Origin of the sequence: Ruegeria meonggei, assembly GCF_900172215.1 — a bacterium.
GTDB lineage: Bacteria > Pseudomonadota > Alphaproteobacteria > Rhodobacterales > Rhodobacteraceae > Ruegeria > Ruegeria meonggei.
The window spans coordinates 156,030-181,848 of the sequence record NZ_FWFP01000006.1 but is presented as its reverse complement, the minus strand read 5'-3'; the positions used below and the strand labels follow the sequence as shown (position 1 = coordinate 181,848).

General features: G+C 59.7%; 30 protein-coding genes. 15 read left to right on the top strand and 15 right to left on the bottom strand.

Translation table 11 applies throughout. From position 1 onward, the window contains the following. The first annotated feature begins 8 nt into the window (after positions 1–8). From mobA to RUM8411_RS12015, 3 genes are read left to right on the top strand one after another with little or no spacing between them, the layout of a single operon-like run. The gene (mobA, locus tag RUM8411_RS12025) at positions 9–653 is read left to right on the top strand and encodes a molybdenum cofactor guanylyltransferase MobA (RefSeq protein WP_085823042.1); all 645 of its coding nucleotides are present in this window, start codon (positions 9–11) and stop codon (positions 651–653) included. After that, positions 650–1,141: a molybdopterin-guanine dinucleotide biosynthesis protein B gene (mobB, locus tag RUM8411_RS12020; protein WP_085822955.1), complete on the top strand. Its 492-nt coding sequence runs from the start codon at positions 650–652 to the stop codon at positions 1,139–1,141. The genes mobA and mobB overlap by 4 nt, the downstream gene beginning before the upstream one ends. Next, positions 1,138–2,403, top strand: a complete 1,266-nt coding sequence (locus RUM8411_RS12015; protein WP_085822954.1) for a molybdenum cofactor synthesis domain-containing protein — start codon at positions 1,138–1,140, stop codon at positions 2,401–2,403. The genes mobB and RUM8411_RS12015 overlap by 4 nt, the downstream gene beginning before the upstream one ends. Here RUM8411_RS12015 and RUM8411_RS12010 read toward each other — a convergent pair. The 3 genes from RUM8411_RS12010 to RUM8411_RS12000 all read right to left on the bottom strand — a co-directional run bounded on the left by RUM8411_RS12010 (position 2,400) and on the right by RUM8411_RS12000 (position 4,398). After that, positions 2,400–3,392 carry a hypothetical protein gene (locus RUM8411_RS12010; protein WP_085822953.1) on the bottom strand — a complete coding sequence of 331 codons (993 nt, stop codon included), beginning with the start codon at positions 3,390–3,392 and terminating at the stop codon, positions 2,400–2,402. The genes RUM8411_RS12015 and RUM8411_RS12010 overlap by 4 nt on opposite strands. 14 nt (positions 3,393–3,406) lie before the next feature. Then, the gene (greA, locus tag RUM8411_RS12005) at positions 3,407–3,877 is read right to left on the bottom strand and encodes a transcription elongation factor GreA (protein ID WP_085822952.1); all 471 of its coding nucleotides are present in this window, start codon (positions 3,875–3,877) and stop codon (positions 3,407–3,409) included. A 140-nt stretch (positions 3,878–4,017) separates the two neighbouring features. After that, positions 4,018–4,398 carry a VOC family protein gene (locus RUM8411_RS12000; RefSeq protein WP_085822951.1) on the bottom strand — a complete coding sequence of 127 codons (381 nt, stop codon included), beginning with the start codon at positions 4,396–4,398 and terminating at the stop codon, positions 4,018–4,020. An 88-nt stretch (positions 4,399–4,486) separates the two neighbouring features. Here RUM8411_RS12000 and soxR point away from each other — a divergent pair, with 88 nt between their 5' ends. The 4 genes from soxR to RUM8411_RS11980 all read left to right on the top strand — a co-directional run bounded on the left by soxR (position 4,487) and on the right by RUM8411_RS11980 (position 9,347). Continuing rightward, a complete protein-coding gene (gene soxR / locus RUM8411_RS11995) occupies positions 4,487–4,942 on the top strand; it encodes a redox-sensitive transcriptional activator SoxR (protein WP_085822950.1) in 456 nt (151 codons plus the stop codon). Positions 4,943–5,078: 136 nt separating this feature from the next. Beyond that, positions 5,079–6,725 carry an electron transfer flavoprotein-ubiquinone oxidoreductase gene (locus RUM8411_RS11990; RefSeq protein ID WP_085822949.1) on the top strand — a complete coding sequence of 549 codons (1,647 nt, stop codon included), beginning with the start codon at positions 5,079–5,081 and terminating at the stop codon, positions 6,723–6,725. Positions 6,726–6,829: 104 nt separating this feature from the next. Next, positions 6,830–8,542 carry a tetratricopeptide repeat protein gene (locus RUM8411_RS11985; protein WP_370738038.1) on the top strand — a complete coding sequence of 571 codons (1,713 nt, stop codon included), beginning with the start codon at positions 6,830–6,832 and terminating at the stop codon, positions 8,540–8,542. Next, entirely contained in the window at positions 8,532–9,347 is an 816-nt protein-coding gene (locus tag RUM8411_RS11980) for a 4-(cytidine 5'-diphospho)-2-C-methyl-D-erythritol kinase (protein WP_085822947.1), read from the top strand. Before RUM8411_RS11985 ends, RUM8411_RS11980 begins: the two co-directional genes overlap by 11 nt. On the opposite strand, the gene RUM8411_RS11975 is transcribed toward RUM8411_RS11980, so the two are convergent. Continuing rightward, the gene (locus RUM8411_RS11975) at positions 9,340–10,338 is read right to left on the bottom strand and encodes a polyprenyl synthetase family protein (protein WP_085822946.1); all 999 of its coding nucleotides are present in this window, start codon (positions 10,336–10,338) and stop codon (positions 9,340–9,342) included. The two genes, RUM8411_RS11980 and RUM8411_RS11975, sit on opposite strands and share 8 nt — an antisense overlap. A 56-nt stretch (positions 10,339–10,394) precedes the next feature. Between RUM8411_RS11975 and RUM8411_RS11970 the strand changes: the two genes are divergently transcribed. The 3 genes from RUM8411_RS11970 (at position 10,395) to RUM8411_RS11960 (ending at position 11,666) form a co-directional block, all read left to right on the top strand. Continuing rightward, positions 10,395–10,610, top strand: a complete 216-nt coding sequence (locus RUM8411_RS11970) for a putative signal transducing protein (RefSeq protein WP_085822945.1) — start codon at positions 10,395–10,397, stop codon at positions 10,608–10,610. Beyond that, entirely contained in the window at positions 10,607–11,380 is a 774-nt protein-coding gene (locus RUM8411_RS11965) for a tRNA1(Val) (adenine(37)-N6)-methyltransferase (RefSeq protein WP_085822944.1), read from the top strand. Before RUM8411_RS11970 ends, RUM8411_RS11965 begins: the two co-directional genes overlap by 4 nt. A gap of 121 nt (positions 11,381–11,501) precedes the next feature. Further along, positions 11,502–11,666, top strand: coding sequence for a YdcH family protein (locus RUM8411_RS11960; protein WP_085823041.1), 165 nt, complete (start codon positions 11,502–11,504; stop codon positions 11,664–11,666). On the opposite strand, the gene yddG is transcribed toward RUM8411_RS11960, so the two are convergent. The 11 genes from yddG to RUM8411_RS11905 form a co-directional block, all read right to left on the bottom strand. After that, complete coding sequence (gene yddG, locus RUM8411_RS11955) at positions 11,663–12,529, bottom strand: aromatic amino acid exporter YddG (protein WP_085822943.1); 867 nt, start codon at positions 12,527–12,529, stop codon at positions 11,663–11,665. The two genes, RUM8411_RS11960 and yddG, sit on opposite strands and share 4 nt — an antisense overlap. Beyond that, positions 12,526–13,473: a transcriptional regulator GcvA gene (locus tag RUM8411_RS11950; protein WP_085822942.1), complete on the bottom strand. Its 948-nt coding sequence runs from the start codon at positions 13,471–13,473 to the stop codon at positions 12,526–12,528. Before RUM8411_RS11950 ends, yddG begins: the two co-directional genes overlap by 4 nt. A gap of 302 nt (positions 13,474–13,775) precedes the next feature. Next, positions 13,776–14,498 carry an acetoacetyl-CoA reductase gene (gene phbB / locus RUM8411_RS11945; RefSeq protein ID WP_085822941.1) on the bottom strand — a complete coding sequence of 241 codons (723 nt, stop codon included), beginning with the start codon at positions 14,496–14,498 and terminating at the stop codon, positions 13,776–13,778. A gap of 185 nt (positions 14,499–14,683) precedes the next feature. Next, on the bottom strand, positions 14,684–15,859 hold the full coding sequence (locus RUM8411_RS11940) for an acetyl-CoA C-acetyltransferase (RefSeq protein ID WP_085822940.1): 1,176 nt from the start codon (positions 15,857–15,859) through the stop codon (positions 14,684–14,686). A gap of 182 nt (positions 15,860–16,041) precedes the next feature. Then, the gene (locus RUM8411_RS11935) at positions 16,042–16,875 is read right to left on the bottom strand and encodes an EAL domain-containing protein (protein WP_085822939.1); all 834 of its coding nucleotides are present in this window, start codon (positions 16,873–16,875) and stop codon (positions 16,042–16,044) included. A 92-nt stretch (positions 16,876–16,967) separates the two neighbouring features. Further along, entirely contained in the window at positions 16,968–17,156 is a 189-nt protein-coding gene (locus RUM8411_RS11930; RefSeq protein ID WP_143534889.1) for a hypothetical protein, read from the bottom strand. Positions 17,157–17,248: 92 nt separating this feature from the next. Next, complete coding sequence (locus RUM8411_RS11925; protein ID WP_085822937.1) at positions 17,249–18,220, bottom strand: sterol desaturase family protein; 972 nt, start codon at positions 18,218–18,220, stop codon at positions 17,249–17,251. Further along, on the bottom strand, positions 18,217–18,603 hold the full coding sequence (locus RUM8411_RS11920) for a hypothetical protein (RefSeq protein ID WP_085822936.1): 387 nt from the start codon (positions 18,601–18,603) through the stop codon (positions 18,217–18,219). The genes RUM8411_RS11925 and RUM8411_RS11920 overlap by 4 nt, the downstream gene beginning before the upstream one ends. 60 nt (positions 18,604–18,663) lie before the next feature. Then, positions 18,664–18,993: a hypothetical protein gene (locus RUM8411_RS23010; protein ID WP_085822935.1), complete on the bottom strand. Its 330-nt coding sequence runs from the start codon at positions 18,991–18,993 to the stop codon at positions 18,664–18,666. Positions 18,994–19,079: 86 nt separating this feature from the next. Continuing rightward, complete coding sequence (locus RUM8411_RS11910; RefSeq protein WP_085822934.1) at positions 19,080–19,442, bottom strand: hypothetical protein; 363 nt, start codon at positions 19,440–19,442, stop codon at positions 19,080–19,082. Positions 19,443–19,506: 64 nt separating this feature from the next. Continuing rightward, complete coding sequence (locus RUM8411_RS11905; protein ID WP_085822933.1) at positions 19,507–20,073, bottom strand: TlpA disulfide reductase family protein; 567 nt, start codon at positions 20,071–20,073, stop codon at positions 19,507–19,509. Positions 20,074–20,094: 21 nt separating this feature from the next. Between RUM8411_RS11905 and argH the strand changes: the two genes are divergently transcribed. The 5 genes from argH to RUM8411_RS11885 all read left to right on the top strand — a co-directional run bounded on the left by argH (position 20,095) and on the right by RUM8411_RS11885 (position 25,816). Continuing rightward, positions 20,095–21,483: an argininosuccinate lyase gene (gene argH, locus RUM8411_RS11900; RefSeq protein WP_085822932.1), complete on the top strand. Its 1,389-nt coding sequence runs from the start codon at positions 20,095–20,097 to the stop codon at positions 21,481–21,483. Beyond that, the gene (locus RUM8411_RS11895) at positions 21,483–21,665 is read left to right on the top strand and encodes an argininosuccinate lyase (RefSeq protein ID WP_200818571.1); all 183 of its coding nucleotides are present in this window, start codon (positions 21,483–21,485) and stop codon (positions 21,663–21,665) included. Before argH ends, RUM8411_RS11895 begins: the two co-directional genes overlap by 1 nt. 82 nt (positions 21,666–21,747) lie before the next feature. After that, entirely contained in the window at positions 21,748–21,897 is a 150-nt protein-coding gene (locus RUM8411_RS22835) for a hypothetical protein (RefSeq protein WP_200818570.1), read from the top strand. A gap of 64 nt (positions 21,898–21,961) precedes the next feature. Beyond that, positions 21,962–23,227, top strand: coding sequence for a diaminopimelate decarboxylase (gene lysA, locus RUM8411_RS11890; protein ID WP_085822930.1), 1,266 nt, complete (start codon positions 21,962–21,964; stop codon positions 23,225–23,227). A gap of 36 nt (positions 23,228–23,263) precedes the next feature. Beyond that, entirely contained in the window at positions 23,264–25,816 is a 2,553-nt protein-coding gene (locus RUM8411_RS11885) for a TIGR02302 family protein (protein WP_234995204.1), read from the top strand. Positions 25,817–25,819: the final 3 nt, after the last annotated feature.

Sequence of the window (25,819 nt, the reverse complement as noted above, 5' to 3'; positions counted from 1 at the left end):
GTGCAGGAATGAATAATCCTCTCGGTGTCATCCTTGCAGGCGGTCTCGCCACCCGGATGGGTGGAGGCGACAAAGGGCTGTTGCAGCTTGGCGGGCAAAGCTTGTTGACCCATGTGATCGACCGGCTGTCGCCTCAGGTGAGCGGGCTTGCGTTGAACGCCAATGGTGCCCCGGAACGGTTCGCCGATCTGGACCTGCCTATCTTACCCGACACGATCGAAGGCTTTGCCGGTCCTTTGGCGGGTGTGCTGGCAGGGCTCGATTGGGCGGCCACGCTGGGGGCTGATAGCATCGTCACCGCCGCTGCGGACACGCCGTTTTTCCCCCGCGATTTGGTGGCGCGACTGGTCGATACTGCAAGGGGGCAGACTCATCCGCTGGTTCTGGCCACCACGCCGCGCACCGGGGAAGAGGCGCTGAAATCCGGCGGCGGTAAGCGGGTCAACCGGCACCCGACCTTTGGCCTCTGGCCGGTGGCGCTGCGCGATGATTTGCGGGCGGCATTGAATGACGGGCTGCGCAAGGTTGTGCTTTGGACCGACAGACATGACGGGCGCGAGGCGCTGTTCCCGGCCGATCCCTTCGATCCGTTCTTCAACGTCAACACCCCTGACGATCTGGCGCGGGCGCAAAAGCTATTGGAGCAGGCATGAGGGTCTACGGCGTCACCGGTTGGAAAAACGCCGGAAAAACCGGATTGGTGGAGCGGCTGGTGACTGAAATCACAGGGCGTGGCTTTTCCGTTTCGACCGTGAAACACGCCCATCACAGCGTGGACGTCGACCAGCCTGGAACCGACAGTTTCCGCCACCGCGCGGCAGGCGCCTCCGAGGTGCTGTTGGCCTCGGCTCAACGCATCGCTGTGATGCAAGAGCTGCGCGGGGCGGCTGAGCCATCCCTTACGGCGTTGCTGGCCCGTCTGTCTCCCGTTGATCTGGTGCTGATCGAGGGGTTCAAACGCGAGGCTCACCCAAAGGTCGAGGCATTTCGGGCAGAGGCCGGGAACGCTCTGATCGCCCCGGACAATGACACAATCCGCGCCGTGGCCAGCGATACCCCGCTGCAGATAGACCACCCGGTCTTTGATCTGAACGACACAGGCGCAATCGCGGATTTCATCCTGAGTGAGGTGGGATTATGAGCAAACCGGACATCAAACCGCCGCCACTGCGCAACGATTGTTTCGCCCTCCCGGCCGGGGTGAACTGGACACCGGTCGACGATGCTCTGGCCCTTTTGCGGGACAGGTTGTCGGTGGTGACGGCGGTTGAAACCGTGCCTTTGGCACAGGCCACGGGGCGGGTTCTGGCCAGTGACATTCATGCCAACCGCTCGAACCCGCCGCTGCCGAATACGGCGGTGGATGGCTATGGCTTTGCCGGGGCTGTGTCGGGCGGTCCGCAGATCATGCCCCTGCAACAGGGACGGGCGGCGGCGGGTATCCCCTTTGATGGGCAAGTTGCACCGGGTCATGCCCTGCGGGTTTTGACCGGGGCTGCGCTACCCGATGGCGTCGACACGGTCATTCTGGAAGAGGACGTGACCGTGCAGGACGGCCATATCGCCTTTCACGGGCCCCTGAAACAGGGTGCTAACACCCGTCAGGCTGGCGAAGATGTGGTCGCAGGCGATCTGGTGTTACCAGCCGGGCGCAAGTTGACGCCTGCTGATCTGGCGTTGCTGTCTGCGACCGGGCTTGCCGACATACCTGTGCGCAAGACTTTGCGGGTGGCGGTTCTGTCCACTGGGGATGAGCTGGTTGAGCCGGGGCAAGCTGCTGGCCCGGGTCAGATTTACGATGCCAACCGCCCGATGTTGCTATCGATGATGGCCCGGATGGGGTTTGCACCGGTGGATATGGGGCGCGTTGCAGATGACCGGGACGTCCTACGCGACTGTCTGAATGCCGCTGCCGGACAGGCGGATGTGATCCTGACGAGTGGCGGCGCGTCGGCAGGGGATGAGGACCATGTCTCAGCGCTACTCAGGCAGGCGGGCGCGATGCAGGAATGGCGGATTGCGCTGAAACCTGGACGCCCCCTGGCGCTGGGCATGTGGAATGGCACGCCTGTTTTTGGGCTGCCAGGCAACCCTGTGGCGGCGCTGGTCTGTACCCTGATCTTCGCCCGCCCTGCATTGGGCCTGATGGCTGGTGAAGGTTGGCGGAACCCGCAGGGCTTCGACCTGCCAGCCGCTTTTGAGAAACGTAAGAAACCGGGGCGTCGCGAATACCTGCGCGCCCGCGTCCGCGATGGCCAGGCCGAGGTGTTCGCCTCGGAAGGGTCGGGCCGGATCAGCGGTCTCAGCTGGGCCGAAGGCCTGGTCGAAATCGAAGACGGCGCGCGCCATATCAAGCCGGGGGACAGGGTCCGGTTCATTCCTTATGGCAGTTTCGGACTTTAGTCGAACGTCCCGGCCACTCGACCCAGCAGCATGAAGGCCCGCGCGGTACGGGTGTCGCCCAGGGCTGTCAGATCGGCATCGCTGGCCTCGGGCTCGAACGTGACGATCATGTGATCGAAGCGGCGCAGGAAATGATGTGCGGCGTCGCGGAAGATCGGGTCTTGTTTCAACCGTCCCGCTGTCAGCGCCAGCGAAGACCTGTCGCGGATCCCGCCCAGTGCCGCAACGGACCGCCCGCGCGCGCCTTGTGCAAATTGGCGCCAAATCTCTGGCCGGGCCATGTCGGGGCGCAGGTCATCCATATAGATGCCTTCCTGGCTTAGCAGGGTCAGAACATCCTGCGACGCCTGCACCAGCTGCGCGGTCTTGCGGTCCTTCAGCGCCAGTCGCAAGGCGTCGAACCCTTCGGTATCGTCCTGCGTTTCGGGAAAGTTCAGCGCGCGTATGAAGATATCGGTGCCAAGGGGCGGCGCAATATCGCCGGCCTGGGTACCCAGCGCCAGCGTTGTCTGGTCGCCGGTGGCACTTGGAGCGGCGTTCCGTGCAGGTTCGGTGCGTTTGGTCGAAAATGTGGCCAGCGCGCTTTCGGTTTTCTTTGCGGCTTGCGCAATTTCATCCAGCTTTTTGCTGACCCCCGGTTCATTGGAAATGGCCGCGCGCTGCTGTTGAAGGACATAGGCCTGACGGATCGCGTCAATCGCGGTCTGCAGACGGGTGCTTTCCTCGCGCATGATGCGGCTGGCACGCATGGCTGTGGCGGCAACCCAGATCATCGCCACCGGCATGAACACCGCCAGCATGGTCACCACAAACCCACCGCCCTGCGCGTTGTCGGGCAGGACAAGAAACACCACCGACACAACCAACCAGATCAGGCTGAGCGCAATCGCGACGATCTCGATCTCGGTCACCGAAGACCGCATAGGCTTGTCGTATATCCCCAGCGAGGTTGGACGCTCGGTCTCCTGCTCAGGTGTAGGCTCGGACATTACAAACGCTCCGGTCAGGCGTACTCAATACTCAGGACTTCGTAAGAGCGCACGCCACCGGGGGTGCGCACTTCGACACTGTCCCCTTCGTCCTTGCCGATCAGGGCGCGGGCGATGGGGGATTTGATGTTCAGCAGGCCGTTTTCGATATTGGCCTCATATTCACCCACGATCTGCCAGGTCTTCTCCTCGTCGGTGTCTTCGTCGACCAGCGTGACCTTGGCACCAAACTTGATCGCACCGGACAGTTTGGCGGGATCGATCACATCGGCCAGCGACAGGATACCTTCCAGTTCCTTGATGCGACCTTCGATAAAGCCCTGCTTTTCACGGGCCGAATGATACTCGGCGTTTTCCTTCAGGTCGCCCAGTTCCCGCGCCGAGGCGATGGCCTCGATGATCGCAGGCCGCTCGACGGATTTCAGGTTTTTCAGCTCTGCCGCCAGCGCGGCATTGCCCGAAGGCGTCATGGGGATCTTTTCCATAGTCTTGTCGTCCACGCATAAATTGATGCGCCCCGCCGCATGGAACAAGCGTCGGGGCGATTTGATGGGTTGGCAAATACCTGACCCAAATGAGGCGTGAATTGCAAGAGGTCTCAGCCGTACAACGCGCGGATTACGGCCTAGTCGTAACTAATCACTTCAAACTCGATGCCATTGTCATCGTCAAAGTAGAACCGTTTACCCGGTTCGTAATCCGCGTGGGACTTGGGCGTAAACCCGGCTTTGACTACTTTCTTCTCGGTCTCATCAATATCGTCGACCAGAACACCCACATGGTTCAACCCGCCAACGATGTCATAGCTGTTTTCGCCGGACGGTTGCGGATTACCAGGGGCGTAAAGCGCTAGGTAGGTATGCGCGCTGCCCACATGCACCGTGTACCCGCCCGCAATCGACGGGCCTTCCCAGCGGGTTTTCCAACCGAACACCCGTTGCATCCACGCTGCCGAGACCTTGGGATCGCTTACAGTGAAGTTGGCGTGTTCCAACGTTGCCATCATAGTATTTCCTTTCCAATTTGAGGCTTGTTTCGACTCACCGTAATTTCTAAACCTAACTTTAGGTCAAGAAAAAACTTGCGAGGAAAAGATGGCGGTATCCGAGGGGCTGGCAATTGGTGCTTTGGCGCAGCGAACCGGGTTGGCGGTTTCGGCCATCCGGTATTACGAGGCGCAGGGATTGATTGCGCCCTGGCGTAATGCGGGCGGGCAACGGCGGTATCAACGGGCTGATATCCGGCGGTTGAGTTTTGTCATGATCGCCCAGCAATTTGGTCTGACCCTGCCCGAGATCGGGAAGGTGCTGTCCGGCCTGCCCGGCAACCGCACGCCCACACCGCAGGATTGGCAAAAGATCAGCGTTGGACTGCGCGACCATCTGGATCAGCGAATCGACACGTTGACGCGGTTGCGCGACAATCTCGACGGCTGCATCGGGTGTGGGTGCCTCAGTTTGCCCAAATGCGCCCTCTACAACCCGGATGACCGGGCAAAGTCCAAGGGAAGCGGCCCCAGATACCTGATGGGGGACACTCCAGAGGCGTGAATTGCCGCATAGCGGCATAGTTACGCCGTGTTTCGATTGACCAATGTCTTTCGGACCATGTAATCACCCGTGAAACAATATTGCGCCGACCGTACGTCGAAAGCGCCAATTCGGAAAGTTAGCTAAGGAGCCCGCGATGGCCGAGATTGAACGCGAAGCGATGGAATATGACGTGGTGATCGTGGGTGCAGGCCCCGCGGGCCTGTCCGCGGCCATCCGTCTGAAACAGCTGGATGCCGACCTGAATGTCGTTGTTCTGGAAAAAGGGTCCGAAGTTGGCGCACACATCCTGTCGGGTGCGGTATTGGACCCCTGCGGCCTGGATGCATTGATCCCCGACTGGAAGGAAAAAGGCGCGCCGCTGAACACTCCGGTTAACGAAGACAATTTCTATATGCTGGGCGAGGCGGGTAAAATCCGCGTTCCCAACTTCCCGATGCCGCCGCTGATGAACAACCACGGCAACTACATCGTCTCGATGGGCAATGTCTGCCGCTGGATGGCCGAGCAGGCTGAGGAACTGGGCGTCGAAATCTTCCCTGGCATGGCCTGTTCCGAGCTGGTTTACGGCGACAATGGCGAGGTCAAAGGCGTGGTCGCTGGTGTCTTTGGTCTGGAGGCGGACGGGTCCTATGGTCCAAACACCGAGCCGGGCATGGAGCTGCACGGCAAATACGTCTTCCTGTCTGAAGGCGTCCGCGGGTCGCTGTCCAAAGAGGTTATCGCCAAATACGACCTGTCTGCCGGGAAAGAAGTGCAGAAATACGGCGTTGGCATGAAAGAGATCTGGGAGATCGACCCGGCCAAGCACAAGGAAGGCACTGTCACCCACACGATGGGTTGGCCTCTGGGCAGCAACGCGGGCGGCGGATCGTTCATCTATCACCTTGAAAACAATCAGGTCTATGTCGGCTTTGTGGTTCACCTTAACTACAAGAACCCGCACCTGTACCCGTACATGGAATTCCAGCGCTTCAAGCACCACCCGATGGTGGCCGAGCTGCTGAAAGGCGGCAAGCGCGTAGCTTATGGTGCTCGGGCGATCACTGAGGGCGGCTATCAGTCGATGCCAAAACTGGTGGCCCCCGGCGTGGCGCTGCTGGGCTGTTCGGCGGGCATGGTCAACGTGCCGCGCATCAAGGGCAACCACAACGCGATGCTGTCGGGTAAAGCCGCGGCCGAAGCTGCCTTTGACGCCATCAAGGCCGAGCGTTCGCGCGATGAGCTGACCGCATACGAAACCGATGTCCGCGACGGTGCTATCGGCAAAGACCTGAAAAAGGTGCGAAACGTCAAGCCGATGTGGTCGAAATGGGGCCTGATGCCTTCTCTGGCGCTGGGCGGTCTGGACATGTGGACCAACACGCTGGGCTTTTCACTGTTCGGCACGCTGGGCCATGGCAAGAACGATGCGGACTCCACCGAAGAGGCCAGCAAGCACAAGCCAATTGACTATCCCAAGCCTGATGGAACGCTGTCATTTGACCGGCTGACCAACGTGTCCTTTGCGATGACCAATCACGAGGAAAGCCAGCCGTGCCATCTGCATCTGGCCGACCCCGAGATACCCGTCAAGGTCAACATGCCCAAGTTCGACGAGCCGGCGCAGCGTTATTGCCCTGCCGGTGTCTATGAGATAGTCGAGGACGAAGACGGCCCGCGATTCGTGATCAATTTCCAGAATTGCGTCCACTGCAAGACCTGCGACATCAAGGATCCAAGCCAGAATATCACCTGGACAACGCCGCAGGGCGGCGATGGCCCGAACTATCCCAATATGTAGGCGAAAACATGGGTACTGGCGGGGTCGTGAAGGCTCTGCCATTGCCTCTTCCTGCCCAAAGCCCTAGCTTGTTGCGCAGTCAACAATGGCAGGGCAGGATTTTTGTGGCTTCTCTGGTTCGTCGCGCAGCGTTGGCTGTGCTTTTCACTTCGTCATTCTCGCTTCCGGTTTATGCGGACACAGGCGCAGGCGCCTATCTGGCCGGACGTCAGGCGATATATCAAAGCGACTATGAAGCCGCCGAAAGATACTATGCGCAGGCCCTGCGTTCTGATCCCGAAAATGCAGCGCTGCTGGAAAGTGTTGTTGTGGCCCGCCTGTCATTGGGCGAGGTGCCGCGCGCCTATCCGGTTGCCCAGGTGATCGAAGACCTTGGACTGCCGCTACAGGCCGCGAAAATGGTTATCGTTGCCAATCTGGTTGCAGAAGACAAATTGGACGAACTGCTGGCCCGTGACCCTGAAACGCAAGGCGTGGGGCCACTGGTCGATGGTCTGATGCTGGGCTGGGCTCATGTGGGTAAGGGCGCCATGACCAACGCGATGGAGCAGTTCGATCAGGTATCCACGCAGGAAGGCCTGCGAGAGTTTGCGCTGTATCACAAGGCGTTGGCCCTGGCGTCGGTTGGTGATTTTGAAGGGGCCGAGGCGATCTTTGCCGCCGATAACGGTGCCGTTGGACGATTCCTGCGCCGCGCCGCACTGGCCCGCGCCGAGGTCCTGTCTCAACTGGATCGCAACGACGACGCGCTGCAATTCCTGAATGATGTATTTACCGCCGGCAGCGACCCTTCGATCGAAGGCTATGAGGCACGGCTGGCCGATGGTGAAACATTGCCCTTTACCCATGTTACCTCGGCGCAGGACGGCATGGCCGAGGTATTCTTTTCCGTAGGAGCGGCGCTCAGCAGCGAGGCTGCTCAGAACTATGTGCTGCTGTACACCCGCCTCGCGGCGTTTCTGCGCCCTGATCATGTGGACGCCATTCTGCTCAGCGCCGAGCTTCTGGAGGCGCTGGAGCAGTATGATCTGGCGGTTGAGGCCTATCGTCAGGTTCCGGCAAACAGCAGCGATTACCACGCGGCCGAGCTGGGCCGGGCTGATGTTCTCAGCCGGTCGGGCAAAAAGGACGCTGCCGCCGAAGTGTTGCAAACGCTGGCCGCACAAAATCCCGATCTGCCCAGCGTCCATGTTGCGCTGGCCGATCTGGAGCGCCAGCAAGAGGATTACGCGGCTGCCGTCCTGTCATATGACATTGCCATCGAATTGAACGAACGCAGCGCGGGTGCGAACTGGTTTTTGCACTATGCGCGCGGCATCTCGCATGAGCGGCTTAAAAACTGGGATCTGGCCGAAACCGACTTCCGCCGGGCGCTGGAACTGAACCCGGATCAACCGCAAGTACTTAACTACCTGGGGTATTCGCTGGTCGAGCGGCAGGAAAAGCTGGACGAGGCGCTGGACATGATCGAACGTGCGGTCGCCGCACGCCCGGACAGTGGTTACATCGTCGACAGTCTGGGCTGGGTTCTGTTCCGTCTGGGTCGCTACGATGAGGCCGTCGCCCATATGGAGCGCGCGGTTGAACTGATGCCAGTCGACCCTGTGGTGAATGATCATCTGGGCGATGTCTACTGGGCCGTGGGTCGCGCGCGCGAGGCCGAGTTCCAGTGGAAACGTGCCCTGTCTTTTATCGATCCCGAGGACACTGATGGCGAAGCTGACCCCGAGCGTATTCGCCGCAAAATCGAGGTCGGACTGGATGTGGTTTTGGTCGAAGAAGGCGCCGATCCCCTGAAGGTCGCCAATGAAGGTTGAGGCCTTCGCGCCTGCCAAAATCAACCTGACCTTGCACGTCACCGGCCAGCGCAACGATGGCTATCACCTGCTGGATTCGTTGGTGGTCTTTGCTGATGTCGGCGACCGGTTGGAATTCACGCCGGGTCCGGAACTGATGTTGTCAGTGACCGGCGAACATGCGACGGGCGTGCCCACGGACAACCGAAATCTGGTGTGGAAAGCAGCCGAGGCTGCCGGGTGGACCGGGCAAATCGACCTGACCAAAGTGCTGCCACATGGCGGCGGCATCGGCGGGGGCTCGTCCGACGCGGCGGCAACTTTGCGGGTATTGTCAGGTCAGGGCATGGCCATCCCGGACGCGCTGTCGCTGGGCGCGGATGTGCCAGTTTGTACGGCGGCCCAAGCGACACGCATGCAAGGCATCGGGGACAGGTTAACCCCGGTATCTCTGCCGCACTTGCCTGCTGTGCTCATCAATCCGGGCATTCCGGTTCCGACAGGCGCGGTCTTTAAGGCGTTGACCCTGCGAGACTATCCGCCCATGCCAGCGGAAATTCCCAAATTCGAAACACCGCAGGACTGCGCCGATTGGCTGCGCGATCAGCGCAATGATCTTGAGATCCCGGCAACCAGCACCGCGGGTGAGATTGGGGTTGTTCTGGATGCACTCAAGTTGACCACTCGCGCCCTGATGGCGCGCATGTCAGGCTCAGGCTCGACTTGTTTTGCGCTGTATCCAACGATGAAAGACGCCCATTTCGCGGCGTATGAAATCGGCGCGGCCCATCCTGATTGGTGGTGCCGCGCAACGCAGCTTAATTGAGGCGCGAGACCACGTAGTCGGCCAGATCGCGCAGCAAAGTGCGAATTTCATGATCGGGCAGGACGTCCAGCGAAGCTTTGGCTCTGACTGCCCAGCCCAACGCATCCGACCGGGTGGCAGCCAGCGTGCCGTATTTGGCCATCAGGTTCAGCGCGTGGTCCAGATCGCCGTCTTCCTGACGCCCCCGACCAATCGCGCGCTCCCAGAACGCGTGTTCCTCGGGGGTGGCCTGCGCCACCGCCTTGATCACCGGCAGGGTCAGCTTGCGCTCACGGAAGTCGTCACCGACATTCTTACCAGTTGCCGCGCTGTCTCCCTGATAATCCAGCAAGTCGTCGGCAATCTGGAACGCAACGCCCAGTGCATCGCCATAGTCAAACAGCGCCTTGACCTGATCCTCTGACGCACCGGCGATCACGCCACCCACTTCGGTTGCGGCCGAGAACAGCGCAGCGGTTTTGCCGCGCACCACCTGCAGGTAAATCGCCTCATTGGTGCTCAAATCGGTGGCTGCGGTCATTTGCAGCACCTCACCTTCGGCTATCGTGGCCGAGGCATTGGCCAGAATGTCCAGAACCCGCAAAGACCCGGTTTCAACCATCAGTTGGAAGCTGCGGGAAAACAGGTAATCGCCGACCAATACGCTGGATTTGTTGTCCCACAGCAGGTTTGCGGTGGGTCGCCCGCGCCGCTTGTCGCTCTCGTCCACCACATCGTCATGCAGCAAGGTTGCGGTGTGGATGAACTCTACCGTGGCGGCCAGACGCAGATGGTGATCGCCCGGATAGTCAAACATCCGTGCGGCTGCCAGCGTTAGCATCGGGCGCAGGCGCTTGCCGCCTGCCTCAACCAGATGCGCGGTCACCTCGGGGATGCGGGGCGCGTGTTCCGACGCCATGCGGGTGCGGATCAACTCATTGACCGCGCCCATTTCGCCAGCCAAAAGGTCCGCTAGCCGCTCATGCGGTTTTGAGATCGTGTCGGTATCCATCATACTCCTGATACAAGGCTCGACTTCCGGCGCACCTTGCCCTTACATCCATCCCCATGAAAGAACTTTTGCGCAGCACCGATCCGACGATCCTGGCCTTTGCATCCGCCCTTCTTGAGGGCGAGGATATAGACTGCTTTCAGATGGACGTAAATATGAGCATCCTCGAAGGGGGCATCGGAATCTTTCCTCGGCGCCTGATGGTGCGAACCACCGACCTGACTCGCGCAGAGCGGGTGATGCGTGACAATGAAATCCCGTTGGGTCGATGAGCCTGTTTGCGGATAGCGATCTGACCTGCAACGACTTCCTTGGGGGCCGCCGGCGCCTGTTGCAACCCCGGGCGGGATACCGCGCCGGGGTGGATCCGGTATTGCTGGCGGCCAGCGTCCCGGCGACATGTAGTCACACCGTGCTGGAACTGGGCTGTGGTGCAGGTGCTGCCATCCTGTGCCTGATGGCCCGGGTGCCAGACCTGCAGGGCGTCGGTGTTGAGTTACAGCCTGCCTATGCTGATCTGGCACGCCGGAACGCTGCGGCAAATGATGCGCAGTTGCAGGTGGTTGAAGCAGACTTGTGCGCTCTGCCATCCGAGTTGAAACAGCAGCAATTCGACCATGTGATCGCCAACCCGCCCTATTACCTGACCGGGGCCCACAGTCCGGCGTCGGACACAGGACGCAGTGTTGCGTTGGGTGAGGACACGCCGCTGGAGGCATGGATTGATGTCGCAGCCAAACGCCTTGCGCCGCGGGGATACTTGCACATGATCCAGAAGGCCGATCGTCTGCCCGATATGCTGGCGGCCTGTGCCGGGCGTTTGGGCTCAGCCGAGGTGTTGCCACTGGCCGCCCGTACCGGTCGTCCGGCGGAACTGGTGATCTTACGCGCTAGAAAGGGCGGCAGGGCTGCATTTCGGCTGCTTGCACCATTGATTTTGCACGCCGGAGACCGTCATGAAAAAGACGGCGAAAGCTATACGAAGCAGGTCTCTGCGGTATTGCGCGACGGGGCTGCGCTGACTGGGTTCTTCAACCAATAGGCATTAACCAGCCGAATTTGTCGGATTTATTACAGATTCTGTGCGTCTGCAGCGTGACAGGCTGGAAACGATGTGGTCAACTTCTTACGTGAAACTCAGACACCAACAAAGGAGTATCGCCATGAGCGTAAGCGCACATCTGACCGAACTTAGGAAAAAGCACGAAACTCTCGGTCACGAAGTAGAACAAGCCCAACGCTCGCCAGGTATCGATGATCTCCATATTGCTCAGCTCAAAAAACAGAAACTCAGGCTAAAGGAAGAGATTGAGCGCCTGTCAGCCTAGCGACGCAAACTGGCCCGCGCGGCAAGGGCTGCGCCGCCTGTGATCAACAAGGCCGCGATCGCCAGACCCCAGGACGGGGCGGCGATCCCGGCCAACACCAAAGCAAAAGTCGACAACAGAGGTGCTGCATAAGACGCCGTGCCAAGCACCTGAATGTCGCCCTGCTTGACCCCGATATCCCAGACATAAAACGCCAATCCAACCGGCCCTAGCCCCAGCGCCAGGATCGACGCCCAGCCAAATGCACCGTCCGGCCAAACAGTGTCTTCGATCACCAGATGCAGGGCGGCTGACGCGATGGCCGTGGCAATGCAGAACACGGCGACCGAGCTGGTTGGCGTATCCGTCAGACGGCGGGACAAAACCGAATATCCCGACCATGTCAGCGCGCAGAGCAATGCCAACCCGTATCCTGGCAAGTGATCGGCCTGAAACCCTGTGCTGCCGCCCCCTGCAATGATCACGGCAGCCCCGGCAAAGCCAAGGCTTGCGCCAAGCAGATGCCCAAGCCGCAAATGTTCACCCGGCAGCAGGCCAGAAAACAGCACAATCAGCAACGGCCAGAGATATGCGATCAACCCGGCCTCGGCCGCGGGCGCCATCCTCAGAGCCGAGAAATACAGCGCGTGATAGCCGAACAGGCCTACGGTGCCAAACACGTAGGTCGTCCAGGGCACGGACCGCAGCTGCCCCAACCCACCGCTGGCCCATGTCCAGATCAGCCCCAATACGCCCCCGATCGAGAAACACAATGCGTTCAGCAACAAGGGCGGTGTTGGCGTCGATCCTACGGTGAACAGGGCCAGCAAAGCCCACAACAGGATGGCCACAAACCCAACAGCTGTCGCGCGTGGGCGGGTCATGGGGCGGAAAGGTCTTCTACAGGGATGATCTCGAACTCGTCCGACAGATGTGCAGTCTTTTCGATCTCGGCCATGAACCAGTCGCGGAACGCCGCAATCTGAGGTCTTTTCTCGGCACCGGGCAGGCAGAGGAACCGAAACCGCCCACGGGTCTCGATAGCAACTTTGAAAGGCGCGACCAGGCGACCCTCAGCCAAGTCTTTGATGATCATCGCCCGCCGACCCAAAACTGCGCCAACACCTGCCACAGCTGCGTCAATGGCGTGATCCGCGTTCGAAAAATGCGCGCCGTGGGACGGCGTGAAATCCATACCTACGGCCCGGAACCATGCGGGCCAGTCGCTGGGCGGCTGCAGGAACGCAATCGAATCGTCAAAGATCAGGGGGGCTTCCCTTAGGCTGTCAGGGGTCGGAAATTGCTCCGCCAACTCTGGCGTCATGACCGGGGTCAGCCATTCCTTGCGTACAGGCAGGGAATACAGCCCCTCATCCCCGCCATAGCCGAACCGGATCGCAACATCGACGTCATCACGCTCCAGATCCATGTTGCGCAATGTAGCCGAGAATTTGAGGTCAATTTCAGGATGCGCCCGCGCGAAGTCGTACAGGCGTGGGGCCAGCCATTTGGCCGTCAGTGCCGGGCCTGCGGTTACAGTCAGGCTGGTATCATTGCCTTGCCGTCGCGCCGCCTGCCATGCGGCCTGCAAAGCGGCAAACCCCTCGGCCGCGCCGGGGGCCAATATGCGCCCGGCTTCTGTCAGATCCACTGCACGGTTCAGGCGGTGAAATAGGGGGCGGCCCAGATGTTGCTCAAGCGACTTGATCTGAAAGGACAGGGCGGCCGGCGTGACATGCAACTCATCCGCCGCCTTGGCGAAGGACATGTGCCGCGCGGCAGCATCAAACGCCCGGAGCGCGGTCAGAGGAGGAAGGTAATCGCTCATCTATACTCAAGAATTTCTTAACTGATTGTTACAAAAAGCTCGTTTGATAGCCTCAGTGATAGGGCGCATATTGGGTTCAAGTCAAACAAAGCTGAACTGAAAGGATGATTGCCATGATCGAGATGACGACAAATCCAGCAGCGGCCCGCGCCTTTCGTCGGGCTCATGCCGAACGCAGCAAAGCAATAGCGCTGGCCTTTAGCTGGCTTTTCGGTTCCCGCTGAACGCAGCGCGCGTGTTCTTACGGGATAAAAAAGGGCCGGTCTGAAAAGACCGGCCCGATTGCGTCTCTTGTGCCGGGATCAGCTAAAGAACTGCGCCCCGTTTGCCGAGATGGTCGAGCCGTTGATGAACTGGGAATCGTCCGAAGCCAAGAACGCCACGCAGCGCGCGATTTCCTCGGGCTCACCCAGTCGGCCGGCCGGGATTTGCGCGACAATGGAATCACGTACTTTTTCCGGAACTGCCATGACCATTTCGGTAGCGATATAGCCGGGGCAGATCGCGTTGGCGGTGATACCCGCGCGCGCGCCTTCCTGTGCCAACGATTTGACGATGCCCAGATCGCCCGCCTTAGTCGCGGCATAGTTCACTTGAGCGAACTGGCCTTTCTGACCGTTGATCGAGCTGATGACGATCACGCGGCCGAACTTACGCTCGCGCATGCCGGGCCAAACCGGATGGACGGTGTTGAACACGCCGGTCAGGTTGGTGTCGATCACCTGATGCCACTGCTCGGGCGTCATCTTGTGGAACGGCGCGTCCTTGGTGATGCCTGCATTGGCGACCACGATGTCGATTGGGCCAACCTCGGCCTCAACCTTTTCAATGCCCGCTTTGGATTCGTCGTAATCGGCCACGTTCCACTTATAGGTGGCGATGCCGGTTTCTGCGGTGAAATTTGCGGCGGCTTCGTCGTTACCGGCATAGGTGGCCGCAACATTGTATCCTTCGGCCTTGAGCGCCTTGGAAATTGCTGCGCCGATGCCGCGGGATCCGCCGGTGACGAGTGCTGTACGTGCCATTTATGACTCCTTCAATTTTAGTCGTCTTGGTAATGCTGTTACTTTGTGAGGTGATATAGCGCAATATTGTTTCGCTAGGAATTTTGATTTTTGAAAGGCAATATCGTCGCATCCAAGGGGTGGACCCCCTATGTAACAAAAAAGGGCGCCGCAGGGGCGCCCTTTTTATTGCCGTGTCTAACCGCTTAGTCGCGCTCCACGCATAGGGCGACGCCCATGCCGCCGCCAATGCAAAGAGTCGCCAGACCCTTTTTCGCGTTACGCCGTTTCATTTCGAACAGCAGCGTGTTCAGAACGCGGCAGCCGGATGCGCCGATCGGATGACCGATTGCGATCGCTCCGCCGTTAACGTTCACGATTGACGGGTCCCAACCCATGTCCTTGTTCACTGCACAGGCCTGCGCGGCAAAGGCTTCGTTGGCTTCGACCAGATCCAGGTCATCAACCGACCAGCCAGCCTTTTCCAGCGCCTTGCGCGAAGCGTAGATTGGGCCAACGCCCATGATCGACGGGTCCAGACCGGCGGTGGCATAAGAGGCGATGCGGGCCAAAGGCTCGATTCCGCGTTTTTCGGCATTCTCGGCTGACATCAGCAGAGTGGCGGCCGCGCCGTCGTTCAGGCCCGATGCATTGGCGGCTGTGACCGAGCCGTCCTTGGCAAAAGCCGGGCGCAATTTGGCCATCGCTTCCATGGTCGCGCCGTGACGGACGTATTCATCCTTGTCCATTACGATGTCGCCCTTGCGGGTCTTAATGGTGAAGGCTGCAATCTCGTCGACGAACTTTCCGGCCTTTTGGGCGGCTTCGGCCTTGTTCTGCGAGGCCACAGCGAATTCGTCCTGCATGTCGCGGCTGATCTGCCACTTCTCGGCAACGTTTTCGGCCGTCTGGCCCATGTGATAGCCGTTGAACGCATCCCACAGGCCGTCGCGGATCATCGTGTCGATGTATTTCATGTCGCCCATTTTTTGACCGGCGCGCAGGGCGGCGGCATGGGGGGACAGGGTCATGTTTTCCTGACCGCCTGCGGCGACGATTTCAGCATCGCCCAGTTGGATGTGTTGCGCACCCAAGGCCACGGCGCGCAGGCCCGAGCCACAAACCTGGTTTATACTCCAGGCCGCGCTTTCCTGTGGCAGACCAGCATTGATATGCGCCTGGCGCGCGGGGTTCTGACCTTGAGCGGCCGTCAGAACCTGACCCAGGATGGTTTCGCTTACCTCGCCTTTTTCCACTCCGGCGCGCTCGACGACGGCCTCAAGAACGGCGGCACCCAGGTCATGCGCCGGTGTGTTCGCGAACGAGCCGCCAAAACTGCCGACGCCGGTTCGTGCTGCGGATGCGATTACTACATTGGTCATTTAGACAATCCTCTACCGTCAAGGTCCTGTGGGAACCGTAACGGCGCAGATCGCAGAAGCAATGCTCCTGTGAACAAGAGCGCCCCGTGATCCCCGCTCCAGCTGTTCATGGCATAGCGTAACGCTGCAGTTGCAGCAACGGTCAGCTTGTCTCAGGCGTGGGGCATGCGGAGTTATTCCAGCTAGCTTGCTGTTTTTGTGAGTTTTTCGTCCTTCCACGGGGCCGAGACTGTGGGTGCCCCGAACAAATAGCCCTGCAGGCAGTCGACGCCGTTGGCCACAAGAAATTCGGCATCCGCCTTGGTTTCCACCGATTCGGCGGTCACCAGAATCTCGAATTCGCGGGCAACGGCGACCAAAGCGCGGACCAGCGCCTGATTGTCGGGGTTTTCAGCAACGCCGCGGACGAACTGCCCGTCGATCTTGGCGGCGTCAAAAAGGAACTCCCGAAAGTGGCGGAAACTGAAATTGCTGGCACCAAAATCATCCAGTGCAAACGCGTTGCCACGTGGTTGCAGCCGGTCCATGAAATCCACCACCAGCTCGGGCACAGTCATGGCAGAGCTTTCCGAGATTTCTAGTATCAGCCTTTCACCCACGCTGGCGTCTTTTTTCAGAAATCGATCCAGAACGCGCGACCAGCGCGCATAACCGATCGACCGTGCGGACATATTGATAGACAGACGGATTTCCGGGTTTCTGGACAGTGTGCGCAGCCCCATTTCCAGGGCAACGCAATCCAATTCTCGGCCTATTGGGGTGTTTTCAAGTTGCGGCATGAACTCGCGCGCGGGAATGACCCGGCCGGTTTCGTCCAGCACCCTGATAAAGCCTTCGTAAAAGGCCACGCCGAGTGGGGGATGCGCTTGCATCACCGGTTGAAAGGCCAGCTTGCATTGCTTGTGCTTAACCGCCTCGGTCGCCATTTGGACAGTCGAAGTTTCGCGAGAGGTGACAGCCGCGTTCAGCGGGCTTTCCGTACCTTCGGGCAAGTCTGCTAGGTTCCTGTCCCGCATAGTTGTGCCACTTCCCTTCACGTCGCCGGTCCGGGTCTGATTTCAGAGCAAACTTATGAATCTGCGGTTAAGAAAAGTAAGATTGATCGCGTTTAGCGTATGGTTTCCAAAACACGGCCCAACGCTGCCGCCGCGCCAAACACAGCCCCCATGAAGCCAAGCGCCATCAGGGCGAACCCCAGTACCACGATGGTTGCGGCACCTCCGGCCAGTGCCGTCAGCATCGCAAGCATCAGACCCGTCAATCCCAAAGCGGTAGATAGGGTTGTCAGTCTGGTCATGTCGGCCTCCGGGTCACTCATACGCTACGCATCGCTTCAATATGGAACGTGCGGGCGCGCATTCAAGGAGCCGCGGGTGTGGTTCGGCAGGTTTAAGCTTGTTTTGCCTCAGTATTCGGCGTTTCAGCCTCAGATTGTTCGAATCCAGGCGTTCCGCGATCTTCGGGGTGGCGGGCGAGGTGCTTGGCCTTGATCTGGTCCGAGCTGTCGCGGCTGCCGTCATGGCTGTATCCCGGTGGGGCAAAGCAATAAGCTAGCCGTTGGCGCAAGGTCAGCCCCGGTTGGGTGGCATCCTGCCAGATGCCGACCCATTCGTGAAAGGCCACGCGCAGCGGGTTGAAGGTGCCGATATTGTGAACCAGCCCGTAATCGACCCGGTCGCTTTCCTGCTCGGGCACGAACGTGCCGAACATCTTGTCCCAGATGATAAAAACACCTGCGTAGTTGCAATCCAGATATCGCGCGTTTCGGCCGTGGTGTGCGCGGTGGTGGCTGGGCGTGTTCATCACCGCCTCGAACCAGCGGGGCATTTTTCCGATAGCCTCGGTGTGAATCCAGAACTGGTAGATCAGGTTCAGACCGCCGACGAACAGAACCATGGCCGGGTGGAACCCCAACAGGATCAGGGGTGCTCGTACAACCATCATGAAGGTGAACGTATAGGTCCAGGTCTGCCGCAATGCGGTGGTCAGGTTATAGTGCTGCGAACTGTGGTGGTTGACGTGGCTGGCCCAGACCCAGCGGATGCGGTGGCCGAACCGGTGCACCCAATAGTATCGTAGGTCATCCAGCACAAAACACAGCAGGATCACCGGAATCGACGTGCCCAGATTCAGCGGCGTGATCTGCCATAGCCACATGAAAAACGCATAAGCGATGAACCCAAGGGCAAAGCCGGATGCAATGTTCCCGGCCCCCATGATCAACGAGGTCACGGCATCGCGCGTCTCATACCGCCCGCCTTTGCCTTTGACGGCGATCCACAGGAACTCGGCCAGGATGGCGGCAATGAAGAACGGAACCGCCCATTGTACGGCATCGGGAAAGGTAATCTGGTCGGTCATACGGGCTCCAACAGGTGCCGCCAGTGACGGCGTTCAAAGTCGTCGAGGTGGACAATTACTTTGGGAGTGCCGAAGTCGTGGAACTGAATCTCGAACCCGTCCGGGTGTTCAAGCCAGTCGAAATCCAACAGATGCCGGGCCACAGTGTCGGCGCCGAAAGACCACAGCAGGCCATTGCCGGTCTGCGTCCGGATCAGGGCCGAATGCCCGTCATGGGCGACGGTGACATCGATGATCGTATCGTCCGGTGCATGGCGCAGCCATTCCGACTGCGCAAGCTCGGGCGTCAGCGCGCGAAGCTCTGATTTCCCGCTTAGGTGCAGCAACACCGTCACCCCGACGATGCCACCGGCCACAAGTATCAGCAGAATTTCCAGCGGCATTCCGTCCTCCCGCTTGGCAGGGTGCAAAGCGGCAATCAAACTGTCAAAGGTGGCGTTGCGTCAGCCTCTTTCCAAAGCTTCCAGAATCTCGTGCTGCACGACCCGTTGGACAAACGGCACAAGGCCATCGGGACCAGAGGTCCTGTCCTTGAGGTGGATGCAGATGTCGGGCCTGCGCGCGGCGATGATTGCCACCATTTTTCCACGTACCTTGTCGTCCAGACCTGCACCCATGATCGCACAGGCAATCCTGGGTTCGGCGTCCAGCTGCCGACGGACCTCATCCTGATCATGCGCACCCAGCCACTGGATCGGCATGTGATCCAGCTGCCGCGCAACGTCGCCAATTACGTTGGGCAGTTTACCAATCAGCAGTACTACTGGTTTCATCGTGGCCTCCTTTTGCTGGTAACCAACAGAAAAACCGGTCCCAAAGAACCGGCTTCACGTTAACACAATGTACGCAGTGCTGCCGTCTAGTTGGCGATAGTGTATACTATGGCATCGCCTTTGCCCTTTTTTCTCACAAATTTCACTTGATTGCCGTCAATCGACACTTCCAAGCAATCTTCAGGGAACTTCTTTTGGCCTGCAACAACATTCCGGCACCAGAATTTCTTGTTCCAAACCCAAGCCCCTTTGATTTTGACATCGTTTCGGCCTACGCCTTCTATTTTTCCGTCTGGTGTAATAACAAGCCAAGTACCACCGCTCTCGAGCTTCTTTCCAGCAACAGACTCTAGAAACTGGCTCTCTTTACGGATGTCTTTGGCGTTTGCCGAAGTCGCCGCAATGCACAGAACAATGGCCGCCACTGCCTGGATGGTCGTTGATTTCATAGCTAAACCCTCACCAATTAAAGCTGAGAGAATAGCACGATTCGTTGTTTTTTAAGTGTCTTACTTAGCTTTCGCCACCAACCAGCGCTGATACAATCGCTTTGGCGCTGTCCGAATTCCATTCGGCATCCCCGATCAGGCGGGCAATTTCATTGCCATCGGGGTCCAGAATGACGGTAATAGGCAAGGCGATCACACCCATTTCCCGCGCCACGGCCGAGCCAGCATCCTGATGTCGTGGCAGGTTGTCGATGCCGTTCTCTTCGAAGAACTTCTTGATCCCGGCAGGCGAGTTGCGCCCAGTAGCCAGTGTCAGAACCTCGAACTTGTCGCCACCAAACTCGGCCTGCAGTTCAGCGATCTGCGGCATTTCCTTGCGGCAGGGCGCGCACCAGGTGGCCCAGAAGTTCAGCAGCACATACTTGCCCTTGTAATCCTCGAGCGTTGCGGTGCCGCCATCATCTTCAAGCTGAAACTCAACCGCGGCGACTGGTTTGGGCTCTTTATGCAGGATCAGCCGCTTCAGGGTGCCGTCCCGCAGTGGGGCCAGAGTATCGGCATCTGCGGCCAAAGCCGCGTTTGCACCCAGAGCAAGGGCCATATAAAGGGGGATCAGACGAAATAGGCGCATATCAACTCCGGGTTTTCTTACATGACCGATCAATCTTCGAACCAGATGTGGGGCGGCCGCTTTGCCGCCGGTCCAGACGCGATCATGGAGGCGATCAACGCCTCGATCGGGTTCGATCAGCGGATGGCAGCCCAGGACATTGCAGGCTCGCGTGCCCATGCCGCCATGCTGGCTGCCACAGGTGTTATTACTGATAGTGATGCGCAGGCTATTCGGGAAGGCCTGCTCACCGTTTTGTCAGAAATCCAGAACGGAGAATTTCAGTTCTCGACCGCGCTGGAAGACATCCACATGAATGTCGAGGCGCGCCTGAAAGAGGTGATTGGCGAACCCGCAGGTCGTTTGCATACAGGCCGGTCGCGCAATGATCAGGTGGCGACCGATTTCAAACTTTGGGTCCGCGATCAGTTTGATGCGGCTGAATCCGGCCTGCTGGCCCTGATCCGCGCGCTTTTGGCGCAGGCCGAGGCTGGCGCTGATTGGGTCATGCCCGGTTTCACCCATCTGCAAACTGCGCAGCCGGTGACATGGGGCCATCACATGATGGCCTATGTTGAAATGTTTGGCCGTGATCTGTCCCGCGTGCGCGATGCCCGTGTTCGTATGAACGAATCGCCGCTGGGGGCGGCGGCGCTGGCAGGCACCTCGTTCCCTATTGATCGGGTCATGACCGCCGAGGCGCTGGGCTTCGACCGTCCCGCTGCCAATTCGCTGGACGCCGTCAGCGACCGCGATTTTGCGCTGGAGTTCCTGTCGACGGCCTCGATCTGCGCCATGCACCTGTCGCGTTTTGCCGAAGAGCTGGTGATCTGGTCTTCGGCCCAGTTCCGGTTTGTAACGCTGTCGGATCGGTTCTCGACCGGGTCGTCGATCATGCCGCAAAAGAAAAACCCTGATGCGGCCGAGCTGATCCGCGCCAAGGTCGGACGCATCTATGGTGCCAATACCGGCCTGATGATGGTGATGAAAGGGCTTCCGCTGACCTATTCCAAGGATATGCAGGAAGACAAGGAACAGGTGTTTGACGCCGCCGACAGCCTGATGCTGGCGCTGGCGGCGATGGAAGGCATGGTCAAGGACATGACCGCCAACCGCGACAGCCTGGCCGCCGCGGCGGGGTCTGGTTTCTCGACCGCGACCGATCTGGCCGACTGGCTGGTGCGGGTGCTGGGCCTGCCGTTCCGCGATGCCCATCACGTTACCGGATCGCTGGTGGCGATGGCCGAGAGCAAAGGCTGTGACCTGCCCGATCTGTCACTGGACGATATGCAATCGGTGCACGCGGATATCACTGATGATGTCTTTTCTGTCCTTACGGTCGAAAATTCGGTAAACTCGCGCCAGTCCTACGGCGGCACGGCACCGGATCAGGTCCGTGCGCAGGTCAAACGGTGGAAGGCGCTGGTGTGATGCAGATACTACGTATGGTCCTTATGGTTACAGTGGGATTTGTTTTGGCCGCTTGTGGCGCGGACGGTGAACCAATCCAACCGACGATGAGCGCCAATATCGGCGTCGGCAGCAGCGGCACCCATGTCGGTGGCGGCGTTGGGCTGCGCAGCGGCGGTTTCGGTGTTTATCTGGGTCTGTGACGCATTTGTAATTCACCTGCCGCGGTCCCATTTGCACTGTATGACTGGCCCTGTGCCGACACTCTGAACACAAGACGACAAAATGAAATTCATCGGCCTGATCCTGTCCTTTGCCCTTCTCGCGGCTTGCGATCCTTCTTACAAACCGCGCCCTGAACCGGCTGCTGAAAGCGGCGGCAGTGGTATCTCAATCTCGGGCTATGGCCGGGTTGGCGTTTCAACACGAAAGTGAAGGAACGAAGAAGACGGTACAGAATCCATTGATCCGCGCCGCGGTTTTGGTCTAAGCGCGCTGTATGGATCACTTTCTTTACCGCGACGGCGCGCTTTACGCCGAGGATGTACCAATCTCCGAAATCGCTGCTGCGGTCGGAACGCCGTTCTATGTGTATTCCACCGCCACGTTGCTGCGGCATTTTCAGCTGTTTGATGACGCGTTGGACGGCACGGACCACCTTGTTTGTTACGCGATGAAGGCCGCCAGCAATCAGGCGATTCTGAAAACATTGGCGCAGGCAGGTGCCGGGATGGATGTCGTCTCGGGTGGTGAATACATGCGCGCCAAGGCAGCCGGTGTGCCTGGCGACAAAATCGTCTTTTCAGGTGTTGGAAAAACAGCGGATGAAATCTGTACTGCGCTGACCGGTGGCATCCGCCAGTTCAACGTGGAATCGGAACCCGAGATGGAGGTGATCAACGCCGTCGCGTTGGAACTTGGCGTGGTGGCCCCAATCACTGTGCGGGTGAACCCGGACGTTGACGCCAAGACGCACGCAAAGATCGCGACCGGCAAGTCCGAGAACAAGTTCGGCATCCCCATCGCCCGCGCCTCTGAGGTGTATGCCCATGCGGCCAGCCTGCCGGGGCTGGAGGTGATCGGGATCGACGTCCACATTGGATCGCAGCTGACCGAGCTGGAGCCGTTTGAGCTGGCTTATAACAAGGTTGCCGAACTGACCGAGCGTCTGCGGGCAGAGGGTCACAATATCCGACGCCTCGATTTGGGCGGTGGTCTGGGCATTCCTTATGCCCGCTCGAATGACGCACCGCCGCTGCCGGTGGAATATGGCGCCATGATCAAGAAAACGCTGGGCCATCTGGGCTGCGAGATCGAAATTGAGCCGGGTCGCCTGATCGCGGGTAATGCGGGCTTGATGGTTAGCAAGGTCATCTATGTAAAATCCGGTGAAGACCGCGATTTCCTGATCCTCGATGGAGCGATGAACGATCTGATCCGTCCTGCGATGTATGAGGCATATCACGATATCATCGCCGTGCAGGAACCTGCGCCGGGCGTGGAACAGCAGCCCTATGACATTGTTGGTCCGGTTTGCGAATCCGGTGACACCTTCGCCAAGCAACGCAACATGCCGCCGCTGGTGCCGGGTGATCTGGTCGCCTTCCGTAGCGCCGGAGCCTATGGCGCAGTGATGTCCAGCGAATACAATACCCGACCTCTGATTCCCGAAGTTCTGGTGCACGGGGATCAATTTGCAGTTATTCGTGAACGGCCTACCTTTGACGAAATGATAAACCGCGATACCATACCCGAGTGGCTCTGACGCGATAGGCGCGCGGATCCGCCACGGAGGCCCGCCTTGACCGCAAGACAGACCCTGCCGATCCCAAGACTGTCCCTGCTGCTGACGCATGCAGGAATGCTTGCCGAGCAGGTTTTGCGTGCATTTTGGCCGTTTTTCTCGGTTTTCATGGCGATTCTGGCTGCTTTGATGCTGGGGTTACAGGATCATGTCGGAGTTGAAACCGTCTGGACTGTGGGCGGTGTGGCGCTTGTGGGTTTGCTGGTGACCTTGATACTGGGCGCAAGGCGATTCCATGCGCCATCGCGGGCCGAAGCACTGATGCGGCTGGACGAATCTCTGCCTGGGCGGCCGATTCAGGCGTTGATGGATGATCAGGCCATCGGTTCGATGGATACGGATTCGGTTGCCCTGTGGCACGCACACCAGACCCGCATGGCGCAACAAGCGGCACAGGCCGAGCCGGTCAAACCCGATCTGCGCCTGGCTGACAGGGACCCTTATGCGCTGCGTTATTCCGCCTTGCTGGCGCTGGTGATTGCGGGCCTGTTCGGGTCGTTCTGGCGCATCGGGTCTGTGGCCGATATGGCCCCCGGCGCGGCGGTGGCCGGGCAAGGACCCAGCTGGGAAGGCTGGGTCGAACCGCCCCGCTATACCGGGCTTCCGACATTGTATCTGGCGGATCAATCCGGCCCGACACTGTCTGTCCCGCAAGGCAGCCGCATAACGCTGCGCTTTTACGGCGAGGTTGGCGCGCATACGCTGACCGAAACCACCACGCCGTTGGGCACAGTCGAGGCAACGGACCCCGAACAGGATATCGTTGTAAACCGTTCGGGCCAGCTTAGGATCGTGGGACCGGCCGGGCGTGATTGGTCGCTGGACGTCCTTCAGGACATCGCCCCCCGGATTGGTGTGGCAGACGCAGCCGAGGCCGAGGCGGGCGGGCAGATGAGATTGCCCTTTGCCGCTGGTGATGACTACGGCGTTGTGTCCGGAACCGCCACGATCGAGCTTGACCTGGCTGCGCTTGACCGTCGCTATGGCCTGACCGTAGCCCCGGAAGAGCGCGAGGTGATCGAGGTCGAACTGCCGATGCCGATCACCGGGGACCGCGCCGATTTCACCGAAGATTTGATTGAGGATTTCTCGCAGCACCCCTGGGCGCATTTGCCGGTCAGGATCACGTTAACCGCACGGGACGCGGCAGATCAGGAAACCAGCTCGGAACCTTATGTGACGGCGCTACCGGCGCGGCGCTTCTTTGATCCGCTGGCGGCAGCGGTGATGGAACAGCGTCGGGATCTGCTGTGGTCGCGGGACAACGCACCCCGTGTTGCACAGCTGTTGCGGGCGGTGTCGCACCTGCCCGAAGACTTCTTCCGGTCGGATACCGCATATCTGCGCCTGCGTGTTACCCTGCGCCGATTGGAAACATTTACCCGATACGACCTAAAGCCGGAACAACAGGAAGAGATTGCGCAGGCCCTGTGGGATCTGGCTGTTCTGATCGAAGAGGGCACGCTGGCTGATGCGCTGGAACGAATGCGCCGCGCGCAGGAACGCCTGACCGAGGCGATGCAGAACGGCGCCAGCGACGAGGAAATCGCTGAGCTGATGCAGGAACTACGCGACGCCACGCAGGATTATATGCGCCAGCTTCAGCGTCTGGCGCAAGAAAACGGCGAGGACGGCGAAAACCCACAGGGTCAGAACGGTGAAACCCTGCAGATGACTCAGGACGATCTACAACGGATGATGGATCGCATTCAGGAGTTGATGGAACAGGGCCGCATGGCCGAGGCGCAGCAGGCGCTGGAAGAGTTCCAGCAGATGATGGAGAACATGCGCGTCACCCAAGGGCAAGGTCAGGGTCAGCAATCCGAAGGCCAGCAGGCTATGGAAGGGTTGGCAGAAACCTTGCGCGACCAACAGGGCCTGAGCGACCGGGCCTTCCGCGATCTTCAGGAACAATTCAACCCGGGTACGCAATCCGGCCAAAGCCAGAACAACGAGGGCCGCAATGGCGGTCAGGGTCGGGGTGAAAGCCACGAAGGACAAGGCGGTCGCGGTCAGGAAGGCTCGGATCAGGCTGATGGCGGTGGTCAGCAGGGGCAGGAAGGGTCTCTGGCAGACCGTCAGCAGGCCCTGCGGGATGAACTGGGCCGCCAGCAGCAAAATCTGCCTGGTGGCGGAACACCCGAGGGCGAGGCTGCGCGCGATGCGCTGGATCGCGCGGGTCGCGCCATGGATGATGCCGAACAGGCCCTGCGTAGCGACGATTTGGCCGAAGCGATTGACCGCCAGTCCGAGGCGATGGAAGCCCTTCGTGAAGGCATGCGGTCACTGGGCGAGGCGTTGGCCGAGAACCAGCAGAACCAGCCTGGTCAGGGCGCGCAGGAAGGCGATATGCAAGCCAATAACCGCGATCCGTTGGGGCGCACTCCGGGCGCGAACGGGTCTATTTCGACCGATGACAACCTGTTGCAGGGCGAAGACGTCTATCGCCGGGCGCGCGAGTTGTTGGACGAAATCCGCCGCCGCACCGGCGACACGGACCGACCACAAATCGAACTGGAATACCTTAAACGGCTGTTAGAGCGGTTCTGATCA

Bases quoted from the DNA above. Each gene is read 5' to 3' on its own strand.
- RUM8411_RS12010 (WP_085822953.1), bottom strand. From the start codon at position 3,392: ATGTCCGAGCCTACACCTGAGCAGGAGACCGAGCGTCCAACCTCGCTG.
- greA (WP_085822952.1), bottom strand. From the start codon at position 3,877: ATGGAAAAGATCCCCATGACGCCTTCGGGCAATGCCGCGCTGGCGGCA.
- RUM8411_RS11905 (WP_085822933.1), bottom strand. From the start codon at position 20,073: ATGCGCCTATTTCGTCTGATCCCCCTTTATATGGCCCTTGCTCTGGGT.
- yddG (WP_085822943.1), bottom strand. From the start codon at position 12,529: ATGACCCGCCCACGCGCGACAGCTGTTGGGTTTGTGGCCATCCTGTTG.
- RUM8411_RS11965 (WP_085822944.1), top strand. From the start codon at position 10,607: ATGAGCCTGTTTGCGGATAGCGATCTGACCTGCAACGACTTCCTTGGG.
- RUM8411_RS11935 (WP_085822939.1), bottom strand. From the start codon at position 16,875: ATGCGGGACAGGAACCTAGCAGACTTGCCCGAAGGTACGGAAAGCCCG.
- mobA (WP_085823042.1), top strand. From the start codon at position 9: ATGAATAATCCTCTCGGTGTCATCCTTGCAGGCGGTCTCGCCACCCGG.
- RUM8411_RS11975 (WP_085822946.1), bottom strand. From the start codon at position 10,338: ATGGATACCGACACGATCTCAAAACCGCATGAGCGGCTAGCGGACCTT.
- RUM8411_RS11920 (WP_085822936.1), bottom strand. From the start codon at position 18,603: ATGCCGCTGGAAATTCTGCTGATACTTGTGGCCGGTGGCATCGTCGGG.
- RUM8411_RS11990 (WP_085822949.1), top strand. From the start codon at position 5,079: ATGGCCGAGATTGAACGCGAAGCGATGGAATATGACGTGGTGATCGTG.
- RUM8411_RS12000 (WP_085822951.1), bottom strand. From the start codon at position 4,398: ATGATGGCAACGTTGGAACACGCCAACTTCACTGTAAGCGATCCCAAG.
- RUM8411_RS11925 (WP_085822937.1), bottom strand. From the start codon at position 18,220: ATGACCGACCAGATTACCTTTCCCGATGCCGTACAATGGGCGGTTCCG.
- RUM8411_RS11910 (WP_085822934.1), bottom strand. From the start codon at position 19,442: ATGAAATCAACGACCATCCAGGCAGTGGCGGCCATTGTTCTGTGCATT.
- RUM8411_RS11950 (WP_085822942.1), bottom strand. From the start codon at position 13,473: ATGAGCGATTACCTTCCTCCTCTGACCGCGCTCCGGGCGTTTGATGCT.
- RUM8411_RS11930 (WP_143534889.1), bottom strand. From the start codon at position 17,156: ATGACCAGACTGACAACCCTATCTACCGCTTTGGGATTGACGGGTCTG.
- RUM8411_RS23010 (WP_085822935.1), bottom strand. From the start codon at position 18,993: ATGAAACCAGTAGTACTGCTGATTGGTAAACTGCCCAACGTAATTGGC.
- argH (WP_085822932.1), top strand. From the start codon at position 20,095: ATGACCGATCAATCTTCGAACCAGATGTGGGGCGGCCGCTTTGCCGCC.
- RUM8411_RS11940 (WP_085822940.1), bottom strand. From the start codon at position 15,859: ATGACCAATGTAGTAATCGCATCCGCAGCACGAACCGGCGTCGGCAGT.
- soxR (WP_085822950.1), top strand. From the start codon at position 4,487: ATGGCGGTATCCGAGGGGCTGGCAATTGGTGCTTTGGCGCAGCGAACC.
- RUM8411_RS11980 (WP_085822947.1), top strand. From the start codon at position 8,532: ATGAAGGTTGAGGCCTTCGCGCCTGCCAAAATCAACCTGACCTTGCAC.
- RUM8411_RS12015 (WP_085822954.1), top strand. From the start codon at position 1,138: ATGAGCAAACCGGACATCAAACCGCCGCCACTGCGCAACGATTGTTTC.
- phbB (WP_085822941.1), bottom strand. From the start codon at position 14,498: ATGGCACGTACAGCACTCGTCACCGGCGGATCCCGCGGCATCGGCGCA.
- RUM8411_RS11895 (WP_200818571.1), top strand. From the start codon at position 21,483: ATGCAGATACTACGTATGGTCCTTATGGTTACAGTGGGATTTGTTTTG.
- RUM8411_RS22835 (WP_200818570.1), top strand. From the start codon at position 21,748: ATGAAATTCATCGGCCTGATCCTGTCCTTTGCCCTTCTCGCGGCTTGC.
- lysA (WP_085822930.1), top strand. From the start codon at position 21,962: ATGGATCACTTTCTTTACCGCGACGGCGCGCTTTACGCCGAGGATGTA.
- mobB (WP_085822955.1), top strand. From the start codon at position 650: ATGAGGGTCTACGGCGTCACCGGTTGGAAAAACGCCGGAAAAACCGGA.
- RUM8411_RS11970 (WP_085822945.1), top strand. From the start codon at position 10,395: ATGAAAGAACTTTTGCGCAGCACCGATCCGACGATCCTGGCCTTTGCA.
- RUM8411_RS11960 (WP_085823041.1), top strand. From the start codon at position 11,502: ATGAGCGTAAGCGCACATCTGACCGAACTTAGGAAAAAGCACGAAACT.